The sequence below is a fragment of the Epilithonimonas sp. genome (assembly GCF_036780765.1).
GTDB lineage: Bacteria > Bacteroidota > Bacteroidia > Flavobacteriales > Weeksellaceae > Epilithonimonas.
Window position 1 is genome coordinate 270,717 of sequence record NZ_DAIQCG010000002.1, and the last position, 22,018, is coordinate 292,734.

Annotated in this window: 20 protein-coding genes; 8 read left to right on the forward strand and 12 right to left on the reverse strand. The window is 35.4% G+C overall.

The features are described from left to right. Nucleotides 1–63 precede the first annotated feature (63 nt). Entirely contained in the window at nt 64–717 is a 654-nt protein-coding gene (locus V7P73_RS04685) for an HAD family hydrolase (RefSeq protein WP_333851786.1), read from the forward strand. On the opposite strand, the gene V7P73_RS04690 is transcribed toward V7P73_RS04685, so the two are convergent. The 11 genes from V7P73_RS04690 to V7P73_RS04740 all read right to left on the reverse strand — a co-directional run bounded on the left by V7P73_RS04690 (nt 714) and on the right by V7P73_RS04740 (nt 13,109). Beyond that, nucleotides 714–1,400: a DUF421 domain-containing protein gene (locus tag V7P73_RS04690; protein ID WP_333851787.1), complete on the reverse strand. Its 687-nt coding sequence runs from the start codon at nt 1,398–1,400 to the stop codon at nt 714–716. The genes V7P73_RS04685 and V7P73_RS04690 overlap by 4 nt on opposite strands. Nucleotides 1,401–1,456: 56 nt before the next feature. Then, nucleotides 1,457–2,638: a hypothetical protein gene (locus V7P73_RS04695; protein WP_333851788.1), complete on the reverse strand. Its 1,182-nt coding sequence runs from the start codon at nt 2,636–2,638 to the stop codon at nt 1,457–1,459. Between the two features lie 72 nt (nt 2,639–2,710). Next, the gene (locus tag V7P73_RS04700) at nt 2,711–3,553 is read right to left on the reverse strand and encodes a type 1 glutamine amidotransferase (protein ID WP_333851789.1); all 843 of its coding nucleotides are present in this window, start codon (nt 3,551–3,553) and stop codon (nt 2,711–2,713) included. Nucleotides 3,554–3,773: 220 nt separating this feature from the next. Then, nucleotides 3,774–4,877, reverse strand: coding sequence for a carboxylate-amine ligase (locus tag V7P73_RS04705; protein WP_333851790.1), 1,104 nt, complete (start codon nt 4,875–4,877; stop codon nt 3,774–3,776). A 120-nt stretch (nt 4,878–4,997) separates the two neighbouring features. After that, complete coding sequence (locus V7P73_RS04710) at nt 4,998–5,948, reverse strand: ATP-grasp domain-containing protein (protein WP_120214418.1); 951 nt, start codon at nt 5,946–5,948, stop codon at nt 4,998–5,000. A 75-nt stretch (nt 5,949–6,023) separates the two neighbouring features. Beyond that, entirely contained in the window at nt 6,024–6,737 is a 714-nt protein-coding gene (locus tag V7P73_RS04715; RefSeq protein WP_333851791.1) for an alpha/beta hydrolase-fold protein, read from the reverse strand. A 58-nt stretch (nt 6,738–6,795) separates the two neighbouring features. After that, complete coding sequence (locus V7P73_RS04720; protein WP_333851792.1) at nt 6,796–8,007, reverse strand: ATP-grasp domain-containing protein; 1,212 nt, start codon at nt 8,005–8,007, stop codon at nt 6,796–6,798. A 59-nt stretch (nt 8,008–8,066) separates the two neighbouring features. Next, nucleotides 8,067–9,470: a M17 family metallopeptidase gene (locus V7P73_RS04725; RefSeq protein WP_333851793.1), complete on the reverse strand. Its 1,404-nt coding sequence runs from the start codon at nt 9,468–9,470 to the stop codon at nt 8,067–8,069. Between the two features lie 66 nt (nt 9,471–9,536). Next, nucleotides 9,537–10,661, reverse strand: coding sequence for an alpha/beta hydrolase (locus tag V7P73_RS04730; RefSeq protein WP_333851794.1), 1,125 nt, complete (start codon nt 10,659–10,661; stop codon nt 9,537–9,539). Between the two features lie 232 nt (nt 10,662–10,893). Next, the gene (locus V7P73_RS04735) at nt 10,894–12,648 is read right to left on the reverse strand and encodes a discoidin domain-containing protein (RefSeq protein WP_333851795.1); all 1,755 of its coding nucleotides are present in this window, start codon (nt 12,646–12,648) and stop codon (nt 10,894–10,896) included. Nucleotides 12,649–12,698: 50 nt separating this feature from the next. Beyond that, nucleotides 12,699–13,109, reverse strand: coding sequence for an acyl-CoA thioesterase (locus tag V7P73_RS04740; RefSeq protein ID WP_123281172.1), 411 nt, complete (start codon nt 13,107–13,109; stop codon nt 12,699–12,701). A 135-nt stretch (nt 13,110–13,244) separates the two neighbouring features. On the opposite strand from V7P73_RS04740, the gene dnaA reads away from it, so the two are divergent. The 7 genes from dnaA (at nt 13,245) to V7P73_RS04775 (ending at nt 19,846) form a co-directional block, all read left to right on the forward strand. After that, nucleotides 13,245–14,699: a chromosomal replication initiator protein DnaA gene (gene dnaA / locus V7P73_RS04745; RefSeq protein WP_333851796.1), complete on the forward strand. Its 1,455-nt coding sequence runs from the start codon at nt 13,245–13,247 to the stop codon at nt 14,697–14,699. Between the two features lie 104 nt (nt 14,700–14,803). Further along, nucleotides 14,804–15,244: a low molecular weight protein-tyrosine-phosphatase gene (locus tag V7P73_RS04750; RefSeq protein ID WP_333851797.1), complete on the forward strand. Its 441-nt coding sequence runs from the start codon at nt 14,804–14,806 to the stop codon at nt 15,242–15,244. Between the two features lie 38 nt (nt 15,245–15,282). Continuing rightward, nucleotides 15,283–16,560, forward strand: coding sequence for a dicarboxylate/amino acid:cation symporter (locus tag V7P73_RS04755; RefSeq protein WP_333851798.1), 1,278 nt, complete (start codon nt 15,283–15,285; stop codon nt 16,558–16,560). Between the two features lie 285 nt (nt 16,561–16,845). After that, nucleotides 16,846–17,544 carry an SAM-dependent methyltransferase gene (locus tag V7P73_RS04760; RefSeq protein WP_333851799.1) on the forward strand — a complete coding sequence of 233 codons (699 nt, stop codon included), beginning with the start codon at nt 16,846–16,848 and terminating at the stop codon, nt 17,542–17,544. Nucleotides 17,545–17,624: 80 nt separating this feature from the next. Then, the gene (locus V7P73_RS04765) at nt 17,625–18,773 is read left to right on the forward strand and encodes an AI-2E family transporter (protein ID WP_333851800.1); all 1,149 of its coding nucleotides are present in this window, start codon (nt 17,625–17,627) and stop codon (nt 18,771–18,773) included. A gap of 17 nt (nt 18,774–18,790) precedes the next feature. Beyond that, entirely contained in the window at nt 18,791–19,405 is a 615-nt protein-coding gene (locus V7P73_RS04770; protein ID WP_333851801.1) for a DUF1684 domain-containing protein, read from the forward strand. A gap of 63 nt (nt 19,406–19,468) precedes the next feature. Then, nucleotides 19,469–19,846: a hypothetical protein gene (locus tag V7P73_RS04775; protein WP_313100801.1), complete on the forward strand. Its 378-nt coding sequence runs from the start codon at nt 19,469–19,471 to the stop codon at nt 19,844–19,846. A gap of 30 nt (nt 19,847–19,876) precedes the next feature. Here the strand turns inward: V7P73_RS04775 and V7P73_RS04780 are convergent, their stop codons facing one another. Next, on the reverse strand, nt 19,877–22,018 hold the full coding sequence (locus tag V7P73_RS04780) for an endonuclease MutS2 (protein ID WP_333851802.1): 2,142 nt from the start codon (nt 22,016–22,018) through the stop codon (nt 19,877–19,879).

Sequence of the window (22,018 nt, forward strand, 5' to 3'; positions counted from 1 at the left end):
AGTTTAATTTTTCAATCCCTACTTTTGCTCCGAATTAATGAAACTGAAAAGAGAAATTAGAAGATGAAGAATACTGTTATTTTTGATATGGACGGTGTGATTGTAGATACAGAACCACTTCACAAAAAAGCTTACTACCAACATTTCAAAGAATTGAACATTGATGTTGATGCCGAATTATTCTCAAGATTTACAGGAAAATCGACCCGAAATGTCTATCAAATGATTAAGGAGATTTTCGGAATCGAGACCAATGTTGAAGAATTAATCCAAAGAAAAAGAACCATATTTTATGATCTGTTCGATTCTGACCCAGCTTTGAAATTATTGGATGGAGTTGGAACATTGATTAAGAATCTTCATTCTGCCAATTTCCAATTGATATTAGCTTCGTCCGCAGCAAAATCAACGATTGACAGAGTTTTCAAAAGGTTTGACTTATTTCCATTTTTCTCACATCTCGTAAGTGGTGAAGATTTTCCCGAATCAAAACCGAATCCTGCGATTTTCATCGAAGCTCAAAGGCTTTCTGGAAATGAAAAATCGAATTGCATCGTCATAGAAGACAGCACAAACGGAATACAAGCCGCCAATGCTGCAGAAATCTTCTGTATCGGTTACAAAAGCGAAAACAGTAAAAGTCAAAACTACGAAACTGCAGATTTAGTCATTCATCATTTTGATGAGCTGAAAGTTGAGAAATTGGAATTGATTTAAGAGATTCTCTTTTTGTTGGAAGATTCTACCCATTCATCTTTTCCGCAAACTCTGCAATTGCTTTGTGTTCCACTATCACATTCCTGAGTATAACCACAAAATGTACAAGAATAGTAGGTGTTTTTAGGAAATGTTTTTAATGTTTTTTCTAATGAATTGGGCATTATCGGCAAACCATATTTGATGTCTTTATCCTCATAATAAAAAACGCTGATTTCGCCAGAGATTTCTTCAATGGCTTTTTCAATTTGACCAAGATGTGAGACGCCTTTTAGTCTTAATTCTGCAAAAAATTCATCTTCTCCCAGCGACTCTTTCTTAAAATCATCAATGCAGAAAACGCCTTCATCAATCAAACAAATTGGTTGGCCTTCTACCAACTGTTCAAATTTTTTGCTTTTTCCAATAAAGTATGTAATGATGGAGTAAAGGCTAATAATCATTGTGAAAACAACAATTGCCGGAATAATTCCAACATCTTTATAAAACATCGGGTCGCCGGCTGCAGAACCAAGTCCAATTATCACAACGAGTTCAAAAACGGATAGTTGCTTCACGCCTCGCTTACCTAAAAGTCGAAGTCCTAAGATGATGATAACGAACATTATACTTGTTCTCAGAACAGTTTCTAAAAGGAAACTCCAATCTTCTGAACCCAGAAGAATTTGTTTGAAATCTAACATAGTTTTTTATCGCTATGTTCAAAAAATACGCCAGAGATTATTACTAAAAGTGAAAGCTATTTCTCAAAAAAAGCCATAGAACTTCCAATCCAAATCGCATCTTTCTTATTAAAATCCACATTCACCATTGCAGCTTTGGTCATTCTTACAAGATTTACAAGAAGTTCAGGATTTTCTTTTTCTGGACTCCAAGCAAAAAGCAACCGAATTTCGGCTTTGGAAAATTCTCCGTTGATGTCTTTAAAAAGTGGTGCATAAGTCACTTTTCTTTGAAGAATATAATTTTCTTTATCTTCAATTGTATTGATTATTTCCTGAGTCGGATTAAGGTTTACGCCACTTCCAGCAAAAGAAAAAAGTGGTTTCAGAACAAAATTTTCCAATAGTTCAGTTTCAGGAAAATCTGCTAAAAAATAACTTTTCGGAACAAACTCGTGTTTTAGTTTTGGAAGGATATATTTTGAGATTTTGAAAAACCAATTCGGATGTGTAATCCATTCTACATCAATGTTTTCTCGGAAATCAAATTCAGATTCCAAACCTTCAATTTTATCTAATTCATCAAAAATCACACGATTATAAATTCGGTTGATTTGGATTAATTTTCCATCATTTTCATAAAATAACTTTTTGCCTTCTTTTTTGATTTTCGTCAGACAAACCGTTTTGATTCCAAGATATTTTTCTGTGAGAATAAAATCAATAAGCGTTTTTTGTCTTTCAGGATAGATTTCCAGAAGAATTACATTTTCAGGATTCTCATTTCCTAAGATCACCTGTTTCAGTTTTTTGATGTAATCATCTTTCGGAAGAGAATTTTTCAGTTCGTTCAGAAAAGGATAAACTTCGGTAATCACTTCTTCAAACAACTTTTGAAATCCAAACAAACTCGGAAAAGCCTGCAATTCTATCAACTGCGGAATTACATTTCCATTCTCATCTTGACAAATTCCAAAATCTATGGCTACAAAATGTGGTTTTTGAGTATCATTCGGAACATTGCAATTCGCAGGAATAGCTTTTCTCAAGTCTTCGTCAGACATCTCTTTGATTTGAGAAATAATGGATTGGGAAGCATCATTCAGCTTTTGCCAAAAATCTTTGCTAAGAAAAATTGGACTCTCAGAAAGTCGAAACGCGGCTTCGTGACCGCATTTCTCTTTTATTAATTCATTGACTTTTTGATATTTTTCCTGAGAAAATTCTCCGTTGAATTGAGTTCTGTATTTTGGAATCATAGTTTAAATTTTGTTGATAGTTGTGCGTTGAAAGTTGTTAGTTTCAAAATAAAAACTATCAACAGTCAACCACTAACCAAATACCAAATTTTTAGTAATTTGTTCAGACGCCAGCTGTAAAAACCTTGGGATTATTTGGGCTCTGGTCAATATAATTTTGTCGTCATCATCCATTCTGTCAATGGTTTCAAGGTATTTTTCCATCCCGAAAGTTTCAATCATTGCTTCTTTATTTTTCTCATCTTCCAGATTTTTGATGAAGCCAATTGGGTCAGCTTCTGGATGAAACTGAGTTCCGAAAATCTCGTCAGAAAAACGAACGGCCATCATTGCTCTTTCCAAACGAACCGTAGGGCGGATTTTTTCTAAAGCCACGATTTTCATACCCAATTCGTCTAATTTTTCCAGATTAGGTTCGATGCATTGATACGCTCTGGAATCAACTGCGTAAAAAGGGTCTGGAAGATTTTGGAACAGAAACTCACTGTCGCCTTCTTCCGATTTATGAATTGGCATCACGCCGAAAGAATATGATTTTCTCTTGCAGACATTTGCAATTCCGAAATGAATAACTGCCAATTGGAAAGAATGACAAACCAGAAACAAATATTTTTTCTGCTCACTGTTTTTGTTGTGTTCCCAAACTTGCGTCAAAAAATCAGCAAATTTCTGCTCCCATTCATAACCTTCACGGTGCGGATTTCCTGGCCCTCCGGAAGAAATGAAAATGTCAAAATCTTCAATATTTGGCATTTCATTTTTATAACGGATATCAAAAACATCCACAGAAACTTCGTATTCTGATTGCTCCTGAAACGCTTTCGACAGCTCTTTTATATTTCTCATCCCTTGATTCGGATGATTATTATTCATATCCAAAAGTGCAATTCTTACATCATTTTTACTCATATTCATAATTTTTTACAAAAATACGGAATCTAAAATTGATAAAAAGCGAACAAAATTCTCATTACTGTAATTAGGGCAATTCCCTCGCCAGCGCTAAATCACAGCTTGGGTCGGGCTTTCCGTTGCAATCTTTTGTTTTTCCTTATGTGAAAGAAAAGCAAAAGGATTTCCACTGCAATCCCTATTGCATGCGATTCGGAAACAATTAACCATTCATAACTAATAATTACAAAAGCCCTTTCTCTGTTTCATAAATCATATAATCCACCACTTTTTTCATATCACCGCCACTTTCGTGGAACACTTTGAGTTGTCTGTCTGCTCCGGTTCCCATTTTGATAATTTCTCTCGCAAACTCAACTTCTTTTCTGCATCCCAAATCGTCCACAACATCATCTATGAAAGCCAATAATTCTTCCAGCAAATCTTTATAAGGAACACTTGTTTCTTTCCCAAAGTCAATAAGATGAGCATCAATTCCGTCTTTGGAAGCTCGCCATTTATTCTCGGTCAAAAGCAATCTTCTGTAACTTCTGTAGCTGGTATTTTGCTGATGCATTTTATAGATTTTTGCTACCAAAGCCTGCATAATTGCTGCCAGACAAACGGTCTCATCTATCGTCATTGGCATATCACAAATTCTAAATTCAATCGTAGGGTAGAAGGGATGGACTCTCAAATCCCACCATATTTTCTTAGCATTGTCAATTGTTCCTGTTTTTACCATCAAATTCACGTAAGCATCGAATTCTGCCACACTTCCGAAATAACTTGGTAAGCCTGTTCTTGGGAATTTAGCAAAAACTTCTTGTCTGTAAGATTTGAAACCCGTTAATCTGCCAACCCAAAAAGGAGAATTGGTAGATAATGCGTAAACGTGCGGTAAAAAATAGCGCATCACATTCTGGATTCTAATTCCTTCTTCACGATCTGGAATCCCGATGTGAACGTGTAAACCGAAAATCAAATTCGACCTTGCAACATCGCCCATATCGCTTACGATTTTGTCATAACGTGCGTCTTTTGTGATGATGTTATCTTTCCAATGAGAAAACGGGTGTGTTCCACCGCCGGAAACTCGTAGACCTTGCTCGTGAGCGGTTTTTACTAGATGTCTTCTGAGGTCGGTCAATTCCTGACGTGCCTGTTGGATATTTTCACAAATGCCTGTTTCCATTTCTACGACAGACTCGTGCATCTCGTGTTTTAGATTTTCGCTGAGAACTGCTTTTCCTCCTTCTATTATTTTGGAAACGTGGGAAACCAAATCGCGGCTTTCCGCATCGATGATTTGATATTCTTCCTCAACACCAATTGTGAATTTGTGCATTTTTTTTCTTGTGTTAGTTAGTAGTTAGTCTATATTCGATGTCTTTGAGAACTTCAGATGATATTGCGGAAAAATTATCAATGTCACACTGAGCGGAGTCTAAGGGTTTTTAAAATATTTTTAAAGCTGATTAGTTACAAATTTCCCCCAATCGATATTTATTTTTCCTGGTTTGTAATCTTTAGCTTTTTCAATGGCTAGTTTTGCAGCGTGTTCTACAATCCATTGGAAATTTTCTTCGCCAACAGAGTTTCTGTCCGCATCAGGCGCTGGATTACAGAAATCAATGGCGTAAGGAATTCCGTCTCTCACAGCAAATTCCACTGTATTGAAATCGTAACCCAAAGCTTCATTCATTTTGATGGTATAGTCCGTAATCGTTTTCAATAATTTTTCAAGTTCTTTTCCTTCCGTTTGATGCGTTGTTGCATATCTCAAATGATGTGGATTTCTAGGTTCATAAGGCATAATGTGAACGTACTTTCTGCCCAAACAATAAACTCTATAATAATCCTCGAAAACAATCTCTTCCTGAACCATCATTACCAATTGCTCTGTTTCTGCGTGTTTTGCCCACATATCTTCCGGATTTTCTACTCTGTAAACATTTCTCCAACCACCACCATCGTGAGGTTTCATATAAGCAGGAAATCCGATGTAGTTGAAAATATATTCCCAATCGTGAGGGAATTTCAGGTTTCTGAAAGAAGTTTCCGAAGTGTTGGTTGGTCTTTCGTGAGATGGTAACAAAACAGTTTTCGGTAATGGAATTCCAATTTTTGACATCAAAGCATTATTGAAAAATTTCTCATCTGCACTCCACCAAAATGGATTGTTGATAACGTAAGTTCCGTTAACCGCTGCATTTTTAAGATAAGCTCTGTAGAAAGGAACATCTTGCGAAATTCTGTCAATAATCACAGCGTAACCATAATCAGCGCCTTGTTCCAATTTATCAATTTGAACGGGTTCTGCAATATATTCTCCTTTTCCGAGTTCGTTAACTTTATCAATAAAAGCCCAAGGAAACGTGTCTTCCATTCCAAATAAAATTCCAATTTTTTTTGCCATAATGTTTTGTTTTTTTGTCAGAAGTCCGATGTTGGATGTCTGAGATTTGTATGTTTGTTTTATTAATTTAATTGATTAACCAAAAAATCGTCCAACGAATGTCGGGAAAACCATTCTCCAAAGCACCCAATCGTGGTCTATCCATTTTTGCTCATCATACCAATGATTGATTCCTTTTGACGTTAAAATGCCTGCCATTTTTCTGGTCGGTTCCAGGCAAATATCACGGTCAGATGTGCTGAGAACAATGTGCATATGTTTATATTTCCAGGCTTCGTCGTTTTTTACGAATTCGTCGGGACAATTGAAATAAATCAGTTGATCCTGATAACCATCCATAAAATTCCTGATGTTAAAAGCGCCTGACAAACAGAAAAGATGCGACACCAAATCCGGAAACCTGAATGCAAAATTAGCTGCGTGATAACCACCAAAACTTGCGCCTGCAACTGCTACACGATGTGTGTTGTGCGTTCTTTGGATATAAGGAATGAACTCCTGAGCCAAGAATTGAACGTACATTTCGTAATTTCTAATTCTTTCGTAAGGCGAAATCGCTTTGTCATAAAAACTAAATTTATCGATCGTCTGAACATTGAATAATTTCAAAATTCCACTGTTTGTGAAATGTGAAATACTTCCGTTTAAATGAAAATCGGCATTCTGAGTATAGGAGCCTTGCGAAGTCGGGAACATAATAATAGGATAACCGAAATGTCCTGTAACTTCGACCTGAAGGCTCATCCCAAGAATATGTGAATAATAATCTGTATGTGTGATTTGAGACATTGTTGTTTTAAAATTAAAAGATTATGAAATTCAGTAATTTATCATTCATAATTAAGCATTAGCTGGTCGGTTTGTCTTTTGGCGGAATGATATTCAGAATCTCTTCTGTGACATAGGTTGCCGCTTCATCCAATTTTTGCTGAATTCTTTCGGGATTGTCGGATTTATAAACAATTCCGATATGATAATCGATGGGTAGAAATTTTTCCACTTCGTCGCTTTTCAAATTGTCAATATTGGGATGTTTGTCTTTTGCTAATGCCACAATCAATCCAGAATATAATTTCTGAGTTTCCTCAACCGAATATTGAGTTCCTTGTAACAATGCATTTTCCAATCTTGCCCATTCACGCCAGATATTTACGCCTGTAGCAGCTTCTACCATATCCGGAATGTGTGCGCCACCAACTCTGGAAGATGTTTCGAGGAAATAATATTGTCCATCTGTTCCTCTGATGTATTCACTATGAGTTGCTCCATTTTTGATTCCGAATTTTGTCAGAACTTCTCTGTTGATTTGTTCCAAACCTTTGGCTTCTTCAGAATTTTTATCCAATGTTTTGGTACGGAAAACGCCACCTTCATGAGAAACTTTCATCGGTGGAGATAGATATTTTGAAAAACAGGAAAACACAATTTCCTTATTATAAACCAAACAATCCACGTGATAGACATCGCCAGGTTTGAAAGATTCTAAAAGGAATTTATAACGTTCATCCCCAAGATTTTCCACAGCCGGCCAAAGTTCATCAGCCGAATTGATTTTCTTAATTCCACTTGCTGAAGCTTCAGAACGTGGTTTTAATACCCACGGTCCTGGAACATCTTGTGTGAATTGATGAAGTTTTGCATCATTGAAAATGGAAGAAAATTCTGGAACAGAAATCCCGTTGTCTTTGGCTTGTTGGCGCATAGCCAGTTTATCTCGGAAATAACGATGTGTCGTTTGTCCCATCCCAGGAATACGATAGGTTTCCCGAATCATTGCCGCTTTTTCTACATCATAATCATCCAAAGCAATAACCGCATCGATCTGGTGGTTTTTCATCAGATAAGCAAATCCCTGGACCAAATGGTCAAGATTCCAAACCGAAGGTTCAAGCTCTGGCATATAATAAATCTCGTCTATAGCGTGCCAAGGCCAATTCTTTTCTTTCAGGTTTTCTGACGTAATCAAAATGATTTTGTTTCCGAGTTTTTTGCACTCGTCCATAAAATCATAACCTTTGTAATAACAAGAGATGCAAACAATCGTTTTTTCCATATTCATTTTCAAATTTGTATTATGTAAAAAGTAAAATGTTCAAAGATTTACTTCTTTAATTTTGGCTAATAATTTTCAATTAAATCTAACAAAAGCTGAACGCCATAACCAGTCGCTGCTTTATCTTTAGCATAACCAACATTCCCAAACGCAACGCCTGCAATATCCAGATGCGCCCAATTTTCGTGACCTTCAATGAATTGTTCCAAAAATTTTCCAGCAATAATACAGTCTCCAAAAGGTTTCATCGAAATGTTCTTAAAATCTGCAACATCCGAAGTAAAATCATCTTTCCAAATATCCCAAAGGGGAAGATTCCAAAGTCGCTGATTGGTTTTATCGGCGGATTTTTCCAGTTTCTTTTTCAACTCATCATTGTTAGAGAAATAAGCACCACAAGTGTAACCAAACATCCTAACCGAACTTCCTGTGAGCGTTGCCAAATCAATCAAAACATCGGTTTTGTAATTTTTTGATAGATAAGAAAGTCCGTCTGCTAAAGTCATTCTACCTTCTGCATCTGTGTTTAGAACTTCAATTGTTTTTCCATTGTAAGCCGTCACAACATCGCTCGGCAAATACGCATTTTCTGAAACAACATTATCCGTAATCGGAAGAATGGCGATGATGTTTACAGGAAGTTTCAGTTCCGAAGCTGTAATCAAAGCTCCTATAACTGCGCTTGCTCCGCCCATATCGCTTTTCATATAATGCATATTTTCAGATGGTTTGATGGAAATTCCACCAGTGTCAAACAAAACGCATTTTCCTACCAATCCGAAAGTTTTTGCATCAGCTTTTCCACAATAGTATTCTAAAATTGTGAAAGCAGCTTCTTGCGAACTCCCTTGATTAACTGCGACGAATGCTCCTAAGCCTTCTTTTATAGACTCTTCTCTGTTGAATGCTTTATACTTCAAATCATATTTTTCCGCAGTCGAATTCAAAAAATCTGAAATTTGATTCACCTTTTTATGATTGGCAGGTTTATTCAGCCATTCCATTCCGGCAAATTGTCCGTTGCAAAGTGCTTCTGTTTTTAAGGCTAAATTTTTTCCCTCTTCTTCAGAAATATTTTCAAAATGAAGTTCAAAATTCTCCTGCCAAAACGGATGCGATTTTTCAAATGGATAGAGATAAGTTCCTAAAAATAAACCTTTTACTAATTCTTCTGTCAAATCTAATCCTAAATTTGAATGAACCGAAGTTGGAACTGCCTGCAAGCTTTTTTTATAATCATTAGAAAATTTGTTTGCGATAGCTTGGATTTCGTATCCTTTTGAATCTTTCCCAATTCCAATGAAAAAATCGAACTTATCCGAGTGAGTTTTAATGAAAATGTCATTTTTTTTTCCATTGAAGAATAATTCAACGTTCGGATACGAGTTTTTTTCCTGTTTCCAATCGTCTTCGCTGAACAGGTATATGTTTTGGGTTGTTTTTTCTTTTTTATTATAAATTTTAATCATAAACTTTTTAAATTTTGGCTAAAGCCAAATACAATCTTTAATTTTTTATCGGGCTAAAGCCCGACGCTATTGATTTAAATTATCTTCTAATTCATCTTTGGCTTTCACGGGACTTTCCAGACTGTCTATGAAAAGCCATTCTACTGCTCTTGGGAATTCCTGCGACCAGAAAAATTCCTGATGTGTTCCTTGGTCGTTGATGTTGGTTCTGACTTCAAAGTCAAATGATTTTTGAGTCGTCAATTTTTTCAAAGCTTTTTCAAATAATCTTATTCTTCCAACCATTCTGGAACCTTCTTGTCTTCCTCCGTACAAATAGACTTTTAGTTTGTAAGGATTACTAAATGTAATCATCGGAAAATCATTTTCCGGTTCTACCCAAAGCGACGGCGAAAAAATCAATAGTTTGGAATAAACTTCCGGATAAAGAAATCCTCCATAAATGCTAATCAATCCACCCAATGAGCTTCCGCCAATTCCCGTGTTTTCTCTGTCTTTTTTAGTTCTGTAATTTTTATCAATCCAAGGTTTCAAAGTATCTGTGATGAACCTTAGATACTTTTTCCCTTCTGCATTTTTTGTTACATCCTCATTATCGAAAATATATTCTTTAATTCGGTCATCGTTACCGTGTTCTACCGCAATGACAATCAAATCGCCTCGTCCATACTCTGCAAGAAGAGCCAGTTTTTTATCGATTTCCCAATTTCCAAATTCGGAACCATCATTGAATAAATTCTGTGCATCCTGCAAATACAAAACCGGATAACTTTTCTCCGAATTATAATAATCATAAGGTAAAAGCGCCCAAACTTTTCTCCTCTTATCAAGCTGAGGAATATAAAATGCTTCATCAACCAATTCAGTAATCGGGAAAAATTCTTTTTTGAAAGGTCCCCAATTCAGTCTCCATTTTTCGACAGTATCTTGCGTTTTCTTTTTCTCTTTTTTTATCTTTCTGTTCGATGTGATGTTGTCATATTTATCAATTTCGACATTTTCCCAACCACCTTTTGTAAACTTATATTCTATTTCATTATTTAATAATTCATTTGGAATATTGACGTAATAATTTTTGTCATCCATCTTTTCCAATCTGAATTTTGAATCTTTTGGATTCCACTTGTTAAAATTACCGGTAATAAAAATCGGTCGGTCATCATTATCTTCTGATGTCAGAAAAAACTCCATTCGCTTTTAAAATTCTTTTACTGTTTATAAATTTATAAAATTATTTCAGTTGATGAAGTATTTTTGAGTATTTTTCTTTTAAAATTTAAGTTTATTAATAAATGTTAATCTAATTTTAAAATTCTTTGAATTAATGAAAATTTAATATTTCGAAATAATAATCAGTAATAATAAAAAAGCTTTCGAAGAATCACTCCGAAAGCTTGAATTTTTATAATTAAAAACTTAAAATTTATTCTGATTTTACAACCTCTGTTCTTTCAGAGATTCCATTTGCATTAAAAGCTTCAATTTGAAAATAATATGCATCTGTTCTGTCTGCTCCTGTGAAGAAATATTCGTTTTTACCATAAACCATAATGCTTCCATATAATTTATCCGGCGATTTTCCCCAGTAGATGACGTAACCATCTGCGTCTGAATTTTGCTGCCATTTGAACCAGATACTTCTTCTTTCGCCATATTTTTTAGGGTCTGCTCTTAAAGGAACAAAGTTTTGAACTTTCGCAGGTTTTGTTCCAGCACCTTTCCCAAAAACTCGGAACCCGCTTAAAGCAAATTTTCCTGTCGGCATTTTCAGATTTTCCATTTTTAGGAATCTAGCTTTTGCTGGATTTTCCAATTCAATATAATCGTGAGGAACGTCGGTTTGGTTTTTAGATTTGTCAACAATTACTTTCCAGTTTTTGCCGTCATTAGAACCATAGATTTTATATTGATGCATTTTGCCTAGCGTTTTTCCCATAAACTCAGCATCTTGGTCTGCATAATTAACTTGAATCGCATTGATTGTAGAAACCTCACCCAAGTCAGTTTGAAACCATTCTCCAGAATTCCCAGTTTTTGCTGACCAATATGTTTTGATGTCTTCGTCCACTGCAAGATTTGCCTGATAACCTCCTAAAGTTGATGAAACCTGAACAGGTTTATTATAATTCAATAACATCCAACCAGGAAATAAACCTTTTGAAAAATCTTTTCCTTGTGCATATTGTGGTAGCAAAGTTGGATAATCGCCATAAGCGGTGTTGGTGTACATTACATCATCTTTATCAAATCCAGTTGGCCAAATTCCCAATCGTCTCTCAAAATTATTTTTGGTTGAAATGAAAATTGTAGAAACGTGCCACCAGTTATTGAAATTATCCTGAAATGTTGCTCCGTGTCCAGCTCCTCTTGCAAAACCTCCAGGTTTATAAGAAAATGGATTGTGTTGCTGATATTCATAACCTTCTAAAGGGTTTTTTGAAACATAAACCCCATCAGAATAACCACTGAATTCCGTTGCTGGCGCACCATATTGCATATAATATTTGTCCTTATATTTCGTAACCCAAGCACCTTCTACAAATGGTTGAAGAAAAACATTATCATTGTATTCTCCAAATCTTTCCCAGCCGTGGTCTTCTGGTTTTAATCTTAAAATAGGTTTTACGAAACCTTCGGACTGCATTGTTTTAGTTTTAACTTCGGTTCCCAAAAGTGGCCACTCGTTGCTGGAACCCCAATAGAGATATAATTTGTCTTTGTCTTCATCATAATGGAAAGCAGGATCCCAAGCGCCAACTTTCAAAGTGTCGACAGCTATTTTCCAATCGTCTTTTGTAGGATTAGTACTTTTCCAAATCGGGAAATCCTGTTCCCAGGTGGAGCCATAGACGTACAAAGTGTCTTTCATTGCCCAAACTGCTGGCGCGTTCAGGTCGTGTGTATATTTATTATCTCTCAAAAATTTTCTGTGAACGAATTTCCAATCTAACATATTATCAGAATACCAATAACCTTCCTGATTGGTAGAAAATAGGAAAAGCTTTTTCTGGAAATTAACAATCACTGGGTCTGCAGTTGCGCGGTGTTTTCCTTGTTTTGAAAAAACTTCGAAGGGCGTATAACCGTAATCTATATTAATAGGGTTACAATAAGTTTTTTGCTGAGCAGAAAATAATGATATAGTAGATAATGAAACTATTGCTAGTAATTTTTTCATTTAAGATTTATTTTAATTCCGAATATGTTAAAAATTCAAGGAAAGATAATTTATTCCTTCCAATTTTCCTTAATCAAGTCCAAAAGAAAATCCGGACATCTTACAATTTTATTAGTTTCGGCATCCAGGAAAAATAGGGTAGTGGAAGCTTCTGTAATTTTTACTTTATCTTCATTATAAATTTCATAATCAAATTCAATTTTAACGCCCGGAATTTTTTTTACGTAAGTATGAATTTCCAAAAGTTGGTCATAAAGTCCTGGTTTCAAATACTTAATTTTATATTCGGAAACGGGAAGGAAAATTCCTCTCTTTTCAATTTCATCATATGACATTCCAAGTGTCCGAAAAAGCTCAACTCTTGCGACTTCAAAATATTCTGCATAGTTACCATAATAGACATATTTCATTGGGTCTGTTTCTCCGTAACGTACTCTTATTGAGTGTGTTGTGTGTATCATTTTAAGTCGTTAATAATTCATACAAATATATTTTTTAATAATCAATAGTGAAAAAATTTTTTTATGAAAATTAATAATTAGATATTTGTTGTCTTCTTAAAAAACTAAAATCCCACCGGAAATAGCAGCAGAAAAATGAATGAAAATTTAGAATTGATCTGGGGTAGATGCATCCAGTTTATGCGGGATAATCTGAACGCAGCAGAGGACAATACGGACCTCAAAAAGTTAGAGAATTCTTTCGACTTATTGTTTGATAAAGTTCAGCCAATTTCTTTGGTGAACAATAATCTGACGTTGCTAGTTCCAAGCGATTTTTACAAGGAATATATTGAGGACAATTACTTGTCTTTACTGTCTGCTGCACTTAAGAAAAATATCGGTAAAGGCGTGAAATTGTGGTATTCTGTAATGGAAAACAAACCTGCAGGAAAAGAAAAACCAATTACGATGAACGTAAAAGGAATTTCTACTCAGGCTCCAAAAATTCAGGAAGCTAGACCGGTTCTTAAAGATAATAATGTGAACGCTTTTGCAGTTCCTGGAATCAAAAAAATCAATATTGATTCTAACTTGAAAGCGGATCAATCTTTTGATAATTTTATAGAAGGAGAAAGTAACAAGTTTGCTTCAACTGTTGCAAGATCTATTGCAAAAAGACCGGGCTCTACGGCTTTCAATCCATTGTTTGTTTATGGTGGATATGGTGTAGGAAAAACGCACTTGGCTCAAGCTATTGGACTTGAAGTGAAAGCTTCTTTCCCAGAGAAAGTGGTTTTGTATCAATCATCAGAAAAATTCATTCAGGATTTTGTGAAGGCGGCTAAGTCTCAAAATAAAACAGATTTCCAACATTATTATCAGATGATTGATGTTTTGATTATCGATGATATTCAATTCTTGTCTGGTAAAGCGGCTACTCAGGATAGTTTCTTCCATATTTTTGATTATTTGCATCAGAATGGAAAACAAATCATCTTAACTTCTGATAAAGCGCCTGCAGATATTTTGGATACGCAGGAAAGAATTATTTCCCGTTTCAAATGGGGACTTTCTGCAGAAATCAAATCGCCAAACTTCGATACAAGAAGAAAAATCATTGTTGACAAATTAAGCCGTGACGGAATTGAATTGACGGATGATATGCTAGATTATTTAGCTTCCGAAGTTAAAACCAACGGAGTTAGAGAACTAATCGGTGTTGTGAATGCAGTAATTGCTTACTCAACGGTTTACAAATCGGATTTCAGTCTTGATTTATTAAAAGATACCATTAATAAGTTAGCAACAACTCAGAAGAAAACCATCAATATTCCTTATATTCAGGAGATTGTTTGCGATTATTTCGGGATTCAGAGAGAGCAATTGTTGTCTAAAACCAGAAAAAGAGAAATCGCTTTACCGAGACAGTTGGCAATGTATTTTGCAAAAGAATATACCAATGCAACGTTCACAAAAATCGGAGAAGAAATGGGCGGAAAAGACCATTCAACCGTAATGTATGCTTGCGACACCATTCGAGATGTTTCCAAAATCGATAAAGAATTGAAGAAATATATCAAGGATTTGAAAGAGAAAATTGCTCAATAACAATACAAGGATTTAAGTTTTTAAATCCTTTTTTTTTATGATTTTATTTTTCTAATTTTAAAATCATAATACTTTTTACATCTTACTTAATACAATTTTGTACAATGAAAATATTAATGGTTTGTCTCGGCAATATTTGCAGAAGTCCTTTGGCAGAAGGAATTTTGAAATCTAAACTGGATGAAAATTATTTTGTTGACAGTGCGGGAACAATCAATTATCACGAAGGAAATGGACCTGACGAACGTTCTGTAAAAACTGCTTTCAAAAACGGAATTGATATCTCGATGCAAAAATCTAGACCAATCAAAAAATCAGATTTGGATGATTTTGATTTAATTTTCTGTATGGACAAAAACAATTACAAAGATGTTTTGAAAATGGCGGACGATTCTCAAAAACATAAAATCAGATTGATTCTCGATAACGAATTGGAAGTTCCAGACCCATATTTTGGAGGAATAGACGGATTTGATAAAGTTTACAAAATGCTCGACGATTCTTGCGAAATAATTGCAGAAAAAATCAGGAAAAATATGATATAAGTCACAAACAATTCTAAATTTGTAGGATAAGACTTTTTATGAATTTGGACATTGAACAAAAAACTATAAAACCGAAAAAATTCTTTCAGCTTCTTTATATTCAAGTGCTGATTGCGATTGTTTTTGGTGTTTCTCTTGGTTATTATTATCCCGATTTGGGCGAGAAAATGAAACCTCTCGGCGAAGGTTTTATCAAGCTGGTCAAAATGATTATAGCGCCAGTCATTTTTCTTACTGTTTCCACAGGAATCGCTGGAATGAGTGATTTGAAAAAGGTCGGAAGAGTTGCAGGAAAAGCGTTCATTTATTTTTTTACATTTTCGACTTTAGCTTTGATTATTGGGATGATTGTCAGTCATATTGTTCAGCCTGGAAAAGGTCTTAACATCGACCCAAATACTCTGAACGGTGCTGAAGTTGAAAAATATGTGAAAGCAGCGCACGATAATTCCTTGGTTAATTTTATTTTCAATATCATTCCAGAGACGTTATTTAGTCCATTAACAGGCGATAATATTCTGCAGGTTTTACTGGTAGCGATTTTATTCGGAGTTGCTTTGGCGTTAACTTCAGAAAAAAGTTACCCAGTTTTTGATTTTCTTCAGGCTTTAACGATTCCAATTTTCAAAGTTGTAGAAATTTTGATGAAACTCGCACCAATTGGAGCTTTCGGAGCTATGGCTTTTACGATTGGGAAATATGGTGTAGAATCACTCAAAAATCTGGCGATGCTTGTCGGAACATTTTACGTGACTTCGGCATTGTTTGTCATTTTGATTTTAGGAAGCGTTGCTTGGTATAACGGATTCAATATTTTCAAATTTCTGAAGTATATCAAAGAAGAAATTTTTCTGGTTTTAGGAACAAGTTCGTCAGAGCCGGCACTTCCCGGACTGATGAAAAAGATGGAAAACGCAGGCTGTGACAAAGGTGTCGTTGGTTTGGTGGTTCCTACTGGCTATTCCTTCAATCTCGATGGAACCAATATTTATATGACCTTGGCAGCGTTGTTCATTGCGCAGGCTTGTAATATCGACTTAACTTTGGAACATCAGATTGGATTGCTTTTGGTCGCAATGCTAAGCTCCAAAGGTGCGGCTGGCGTTACAGGTGCGGGATTTATCACCTTGGCGGCGACTTTGGCAGTCGTTCCCGAAGTTCCGATTGCGGGGATGACTCTGATTCTTGGGATTGACAAATTTATGTCCGAATGCCGCGCTTTGACTAATGTTATTGGGAATGCGGTCGCAACAGTTGTCGTTTCCAATTGGGAAAATAGATTGGACAAAGACCGATTAAAAGAAGTTTTGAACTAAATTTGTAAAGATTTGGATTTGGGCAGCTTAATCCGCCTTCCGCTCCCAAACCTAACGAAGTGGTTCGACGAAGTCAATCTTTTTTGCAGAAGATTTCAGTTTCAATAGAACTTGAAGTATAAGCAAAAAAGGATTTCCGCTCAAGTCGGGCTGCAGATTCAACATAAAACAAAATTCATCATAATAATATAATTTTGTCATTCCGTAGGAATCTCGGCAGTTTAGATTCTTACAGAATGACAAAAATCGTAAATACATTTTACACTATACATTAATACAACAAAAATGCTATACCTTCTCCCAGCTTATCTTTCCGAAAATTCTCCAACAGATTATTTTGCGCCGACAATCAAAGATATCATTATGAATATCGACCATTATTTTGTAGAGAACGAAAAGACAGCCAGAAAAGTCATCAAATTCTTCGCGCCAGAGAAAAAACAACCTGAACTCAAATTATATCTTCTTGACAAATATTCCGAAACAGCGGATTTGAAAGAAGCTCAAAAGCTGATGAAAGAAGGCGTAGATTTCGGATTATTATCAGAAGCCGGTTTGCCTTGTATTGGCGACCCAGGAAACATTATGGTTGGCTGGTCGCATAGGAATAATATCAAGGTGATTCCTGTCAACGGACCAAGTTCTTTCGTTCTGGCTTTGATTGCAAGCGGATTCAATGGGCAGCAGTTTTCGTTCAATGGTTATTTGGCAATTGAAAAAGACAAGAAGAAAAAGGAAATTCAGCATCTGGAAAATATGGTTGAGAAAACCGGATTCACACAGATTTTTATGGAAACACCTTACAGAAATAATCCACTATTCGAAGATTTGACCAAATTTCTGAATCCGAATACCAAACTCTGTATCGCCGCTAATATCAACGACCCAGAAACCGAATTTATCCAAACAAAAACAATTGCCGATTGGAAAAAAAACAAACCAGAATTGCACAAAATTCCAGCTGTTTTTCTAATTGGAAAATAATTTTAAAAGAAATTAGAAGTTTGATTGAAAAATCCTTCTAACTTCTGACATCTAACTTCTAACTTCTAACCTCTAATAATATGAAGCAGACTTATCCTTTTTACCTCAAGTTATCTTGCATTCTCATCAGTATTGTAGTTTTAGGTTTTCTTGCTATTATTGGTGAACAGATTTTTGTTCCGATGATTTTGGGATTGCTTGTAGCAATTCTGCTGATACCACTTTCCCGTTTTATGGAAAAACGATTGAGATTTCCGAGAAGTTTGTCATCTATTTTGGCAAGTCTTTTGGCTTTGGCAATTATTGCAGGAGTGATTTATGGAATCTCAATACAAGTGGCGAAATTGTCGAATGATTGGCCTCAGTTTCAAAAACAATTTATCAAATTAACAGATGATTTGCAAAGCTGGATTTCCAAAACATTTGGCGTCAGAAGAAAAGACCAACTTGAATATCTGAATGATACGGCTAAAAAATCAATCAGTACAGGAACAGCTATTTTGGAAAGAGCTTTGAAATCGATTGGATATATCTTGATGTTGACAGGTTTTACATTTTTGTTTTCCTTGTTTTTCCTTTTATATAGAACTCATCTTCTCAAATTCTTGGTAGCAAGTTTCACAGAGTCGCATCACAAAACGGTTTTCGAAGTGGTTCACAGCATTCAGTTTATGGTGAAAAAATATCTGGTTGGATTATTTCTGCAAATGATTATTGTGACGATTTTATCTTTGATTGCTTACACCATTATCGGAGTCAAATATAATTTTATGTTAGCAATTCTGACAGGAATTCTGAATATTCTTCCTTACATCGGAATTTTTATTGCTTTATTGATTGGTGCTTTGATTACGTTTGCAACATCGGGAATCAGTCACGTTTTGTTTATTGTGATTGCGATTGTCGTGATTCACGCGATTGACGGAAATATCATAATGCCAAGAGTTGTTGGTTCTAAAGTGAAAATCAATTCTCTGATTGTGATTATCGGTTTGGTAGTTGGCGAAATGCTTTGGGGAATTGCCGGAATGTTTTTGACGATTCCGGTTTTGGCGATTCTGAAAATTATTTTTGATAGAGTAGAAGGATTGCAATCTTGGGGTTTTCTAATGGGTGAAGATGATGACGTTCCTGTTTTCAAATCTACTTTTGACAAGTATTTTCAAATGAAAAAAGCTAAGCTAAAGTCTAATGAAGTTGATGATTCTGAGAGTGAATCTGCTGACTAAATAATTAAAATCGAATTATGAAAAAATTAAGTTTTCTATTCATTATATTGTCTCTGTTTCTAAATGGACAAACAGAAAAAGAAAATATTGCATCAATCAAAAAGTTCCAAAAAGAACTCAATACAGAATATCTGAACCCGAAAAAAACGCCTTTGCGAGGCGATAATCTAAAGAATTTCAAAAAACATCCGTTCTTTCCAATCAATCTGAAATACAGAATTACAGCAAAATTTGTAAAAACCGAAAATCCTGTTCCGTTTGAGTTGCCGACTTCTTCGGGAAAATTCAAACAATACCAGGAATATGGAAAAGCGACTTTTGATTTGGACGGAAAAGCTTTTACATTGACTTTATATCAAAGTCTAGATTTGATGAAAATGGATAAGTATAAAGATTATCTTTTCTTGCCTTTCCGAGATTTGACGAATGAAAAAGAAACTTACGGCGGTGGAAAATATATGGATTTGAAAATTCCATCAGGAAACGAAATTGTTTTGGATTTCAACCAATCATATCAGCCTTTTTGCGCTTACAATGCTTTTGATTACAATTGCCCGATTGTTCCTGAAGAAAATAGGTTGCCAGTCAGAATCGAAGCGGGCGTGATGTATGAGGATGTTTATCATCATTAATTTTAACGTCCATTAACAGCGCTTTTGCACAATCCTTGAAACTACTTTCTCAAATTTAAAATTATGAGCGATAAAAAATTAGCCGGACTATGGATTGACGGCAGAAAAGCAATAGTTGTGACGAATCACGATGGACAGGAAGTTACTGAATTTGCAATTGTTGATACGGTAAAAGCGGATGTACAACACGGAAATTCCAATGAAAATGCGGCGAACAATGTTGAGCAAACCAATAAGGTGAAGTTCTTTAAAGAAATTGAAAAGCTTATAACTAACAGTACAGATCTGTATGTAACGGGTCCAGGTACTTCGCAGGAAGAATTAAGAAATCACCTTTTGGAAACGCCGCAATACAAAAACTTGAACATCAAACTTGGAACAGATTCGCAACTAAGCGAAGACCAAGTTCTGGAAGAAGTGAAAAACCATTTTCACGCATAAAGCAAGAGCGAAGATTAATCTTCGCTTTTTTTATATTCTCTCCAATTCTCCAGAATCAATCGTGGTTTTAAAGGTTCCGTAATTAACAATCACTTTGTTTTTCGAAATTTTTTCAATGGTGCCAACACTCGTACTTCCAGCGATTCGGACGCGTTGCCCGACTTTCATCCAAACGACGCGTTCTGCTTTGCGTTTTTCTTCGAGTTTCTCGTTGGTTTCCGCAATTTTCTCAATGACTTCTTCTTTCTTAAGTTGTTGTGTAATTTTGCGTTTCACAACCTGAAGCCGTTTTGTTTCATCTTTATCAGTTCCCAGTTTTCGGAATTTTTCTTGCTCCAGAATTTTGACAAAATCTTTAACTACATCTTTTCGGGATTTACCTTTCACATAACTGTCGATAAAAGTTTCAATCTTGTTTCCGAACTGCAGTTTTCTATGTTCTTCTTCGTATAATTTTTGGAAATTGAATAACTTTTGTTGGAGTTGTTCATTCAGTTTTTGAAGATTATCACGCTTGTCTTCTACAGATTCTTTGGTTTCTGCAAGATTTGATTTCAGCTTTTCAACTTCGAATTTTTCCTGCTGAAGTTTTACGATTGTTTTGTCAAGATTTACAATGTCGTGCTCCACTTTCTTTCTTGCATTCTTGATAATGAATCTCGGAATCTTATTTTTCTCCGCCACTTCAAAAGTAAAAGAACTTCCAGCTTGCCCGATTTCCAATTTGTAAAGCGGCTCCAAAGAATGTTCGTCAAAGAGCATCGCGGCATTGGTTGCTGCAGGTAATTGTTCAACAACCAGTTTGATGTTAGTGTAATGCGTAGTTATGATTCCGAAACTTTTCTTGTCATAGAAATATTCCATAAAACTTTCTGCCAAAGCACCGCCTAATTCTGGGTCAGAACCTGTTCCAAATTCATCAATCAGAAGTAAGGTTTTATTGTCTGCTTCGCGAATCATTCCTGACATTTTTCTCAGTCGAGAAGAATAAGTCGAAAGATGATTTTCTATAGATTGATTATCGCCAATATCCGTCATTATTTTCTCAAAGAAAAACATTTCAGATTTTGGATGACAAGGAACTAAAATTCCACTTTGAATCATCAATTGTAACAACCCAACAGTTTTTAACGTAATGGATTTTCCACCGGCATTTGGTCCGGAAATACAGATGATTCGGTTATGTTCTGTTAAGGTTAAAGTCTGTGGGAAAATCTCCTTATTTTCATTTTTATTTCGAATCCAAAGCAAAGGATGAAAAGCATCTTTCAAACGCAAAGTTTGATGTCTGTTGATTTTTGGTAAAATTCCGTTGACTTTTTCGGCAAATTTTGCTTTTGCTCGAATTAAATCTAAATCGAAAATATAAGTTTGATAATCCAAAAGTTGTGGCTGGAATTCTGCAATCTCAGCGGTCAGTTGACGAAGGATTTTATCAATTTCTTTTTTCTCTTCTTCCTGATTTTCTCTCAGCTTGAAATAATGTTTAACAACACTTTCCGGCTGAATGTAAGTAATAGAGCCTGTTTTGGAAATTCCTAAAACACGTCCATTCACTCTTTTCTTGAAACCGGATTTTACTGCTAAAACTCTTTGATCTTCGACAATTGTTTCTCTGATATCTTCTAAAAAATCGGAATAAGTAACCAAAGAGCGGTTGAAGTTTTCATCAATCGCTTTTCTGGCGTGTTGGATTTCTGTTCTTAAGGTTTTCAGGATCGTTGAAGCTTCGCTTTTAACTTCTCCGAATCGGTTGAAAACTTTGTCAACTTTATCGATGATTTCTTTTCGGAATTCCAAATCTTTGATTTCTTCCAATAATGTGGGGAAAGTTTCCGAAAGCTGAGGAAAGAATTTTTGCAATTTTCCGATTTGCTCGGTAATTGTTTTGATTTTGATAAACGATTTATTCTCTAATCGATAATTTTCTATTAACATTAGTTTCAGTTCCTCTTCGATGTCTTCATATTCATCAAAAGGGATGGCGTTGGAACTTTCAAAACTTGTTAGGAATTCTGAGGTTTTCTTCAAAGAGATTTCTGCCTCGTCTATTTCCATCGGACGAAGTTCCATTATTTTGTCTGCCGTTTTCGGCGAGTAAGCGAAAGGTGCAATTTCCGAAAGGAGTTCCGGAAATTCTAATTCATTGAGGTCGGTTTGATTAATATTCAC

Coding starts and splice junctions, on each gene's coding strand:
- V7P73_RS04685 (WP_333851786.1), top strand. CDS start 64: ATGAAGAATACTGTTATTTTTGATATGGACGGTGTGATTGTAGATACA.
- V7P73_RS04690 (WP_333851787.1), bottom strand. CDS start 1,400: ATGTTAGATTTCAAACAAATTCTTCTGGGTTCAGAAGATTGGAGTTTC.
- V7P73_RS04695 (WP_333851788.1), bottom strand. CDS start 2,638: ATGATTCCAAAATACAGAACTCAATTCAACGGAGAATTTTCTCAGGAA.
- V7P73_RS04700 (WP_333851789.1), bottom strand. CDS start 3,553: ATGAATATGAGTAAAAATGATGTAAGAATTGCACTTTTGGATATGAAT.
- V7P73_RS04705 (WP_333851790.1), bottom strand. CDS start 4,877: ATGCACAAATTCACAATTGGTGTTGAGGAAGAATATCAAATCATCGAT.
- V7P73_RS04710 (WP_120214418.1), bottom strand. CDS start 5,948: ATGGCAAAAAAAATTGGAATTTTATTTGGAATGGAAGACACGTTTCCT.
- V7P73_RS04715 (WP_333851791.1), bottom strand. CDS start 6,737: ATGTCTCAAATCACACATACAGATTATTATTCACATATTCTTGGGATG.
- V7P73_RS04720 (WP_333851792.1), bottom strand. CDS start 8,007: ATGAATATGGAAAAAACGATTGTTTGCATCTCTTGTTATTACAAAGGT.
- V7P73_RS04725 (WP_333851793.1), bottom strand. CDS start 9,470: ATGATTAAAATTTATAATAAAAAAGAAAAAACAACCCAAAACATATAC.
- V7P73_RS04730 (WP_333851794.1), bottom strand. CDS start 10,661: ATGGAGTTTTTTCTGACATCAGAAGATAATGATGACCGACCGATTTTT.
- V7P73_RS04735 (WP_333851795.1), bottom strand. CDS start 12,648: ATGAAAAAATTACTAGCAATAGTTTCATTATCTACTATATCATTATTT.
- V7P73_RS04740 (WP_123281172.1), bottom strand. CDS start 13,109: ATGATACACACAACACACTCAATAAGAGTACGTTACGGAGAAACAGAC.
- dnaA (WP_333851796.1), top strand. CDS start 13,245: ATGAATGAAAATTTAGAATTGATCTGGGGTAGATGCATCCAGTTTATG.
- V7P73_RS04750 (WP_333851797.1), top strand. CDS start 14,804: ATGAAAATATTAATGGTTTGTCTCGGCAATATTTGCAGAAGTCCTTTG.
- V7P73_RS04755 (WP_333851798.1), top strand. CDS start 15,283: ATGAATTTGGACATTGAACAAAAAACTATAAAACCGAAAAAATTCTTT.
- V7P73_RS04760 (WP_333851799.1), top strand. CDS start 16,846: ATGCTATACCTTCTCCCAGCTTATCTTTCCGAAAATTCTCCAACAGAT.
- V7P73_RS04765 (WP_333851800.1), top strand. CDS start 17,625: ATGAAGCAGACTTATCCTTTTTACCTCAAGTTATCTTGCATTCTCATC.
- V7P73_RS04770 (WP_333851801.1), top strand. CDS start 18,791: ATGAAAAAATTAAGTTTTCTATTCATTATATTGTCTCTGTTTCTAAAT.
- V7P73_RS04775 (WP_313100801.1), top strand. CDS start 19,469: ATGAGCGATAAAAAATTAGCCGGACTATGGATTGACGGCAGAAAAGCA.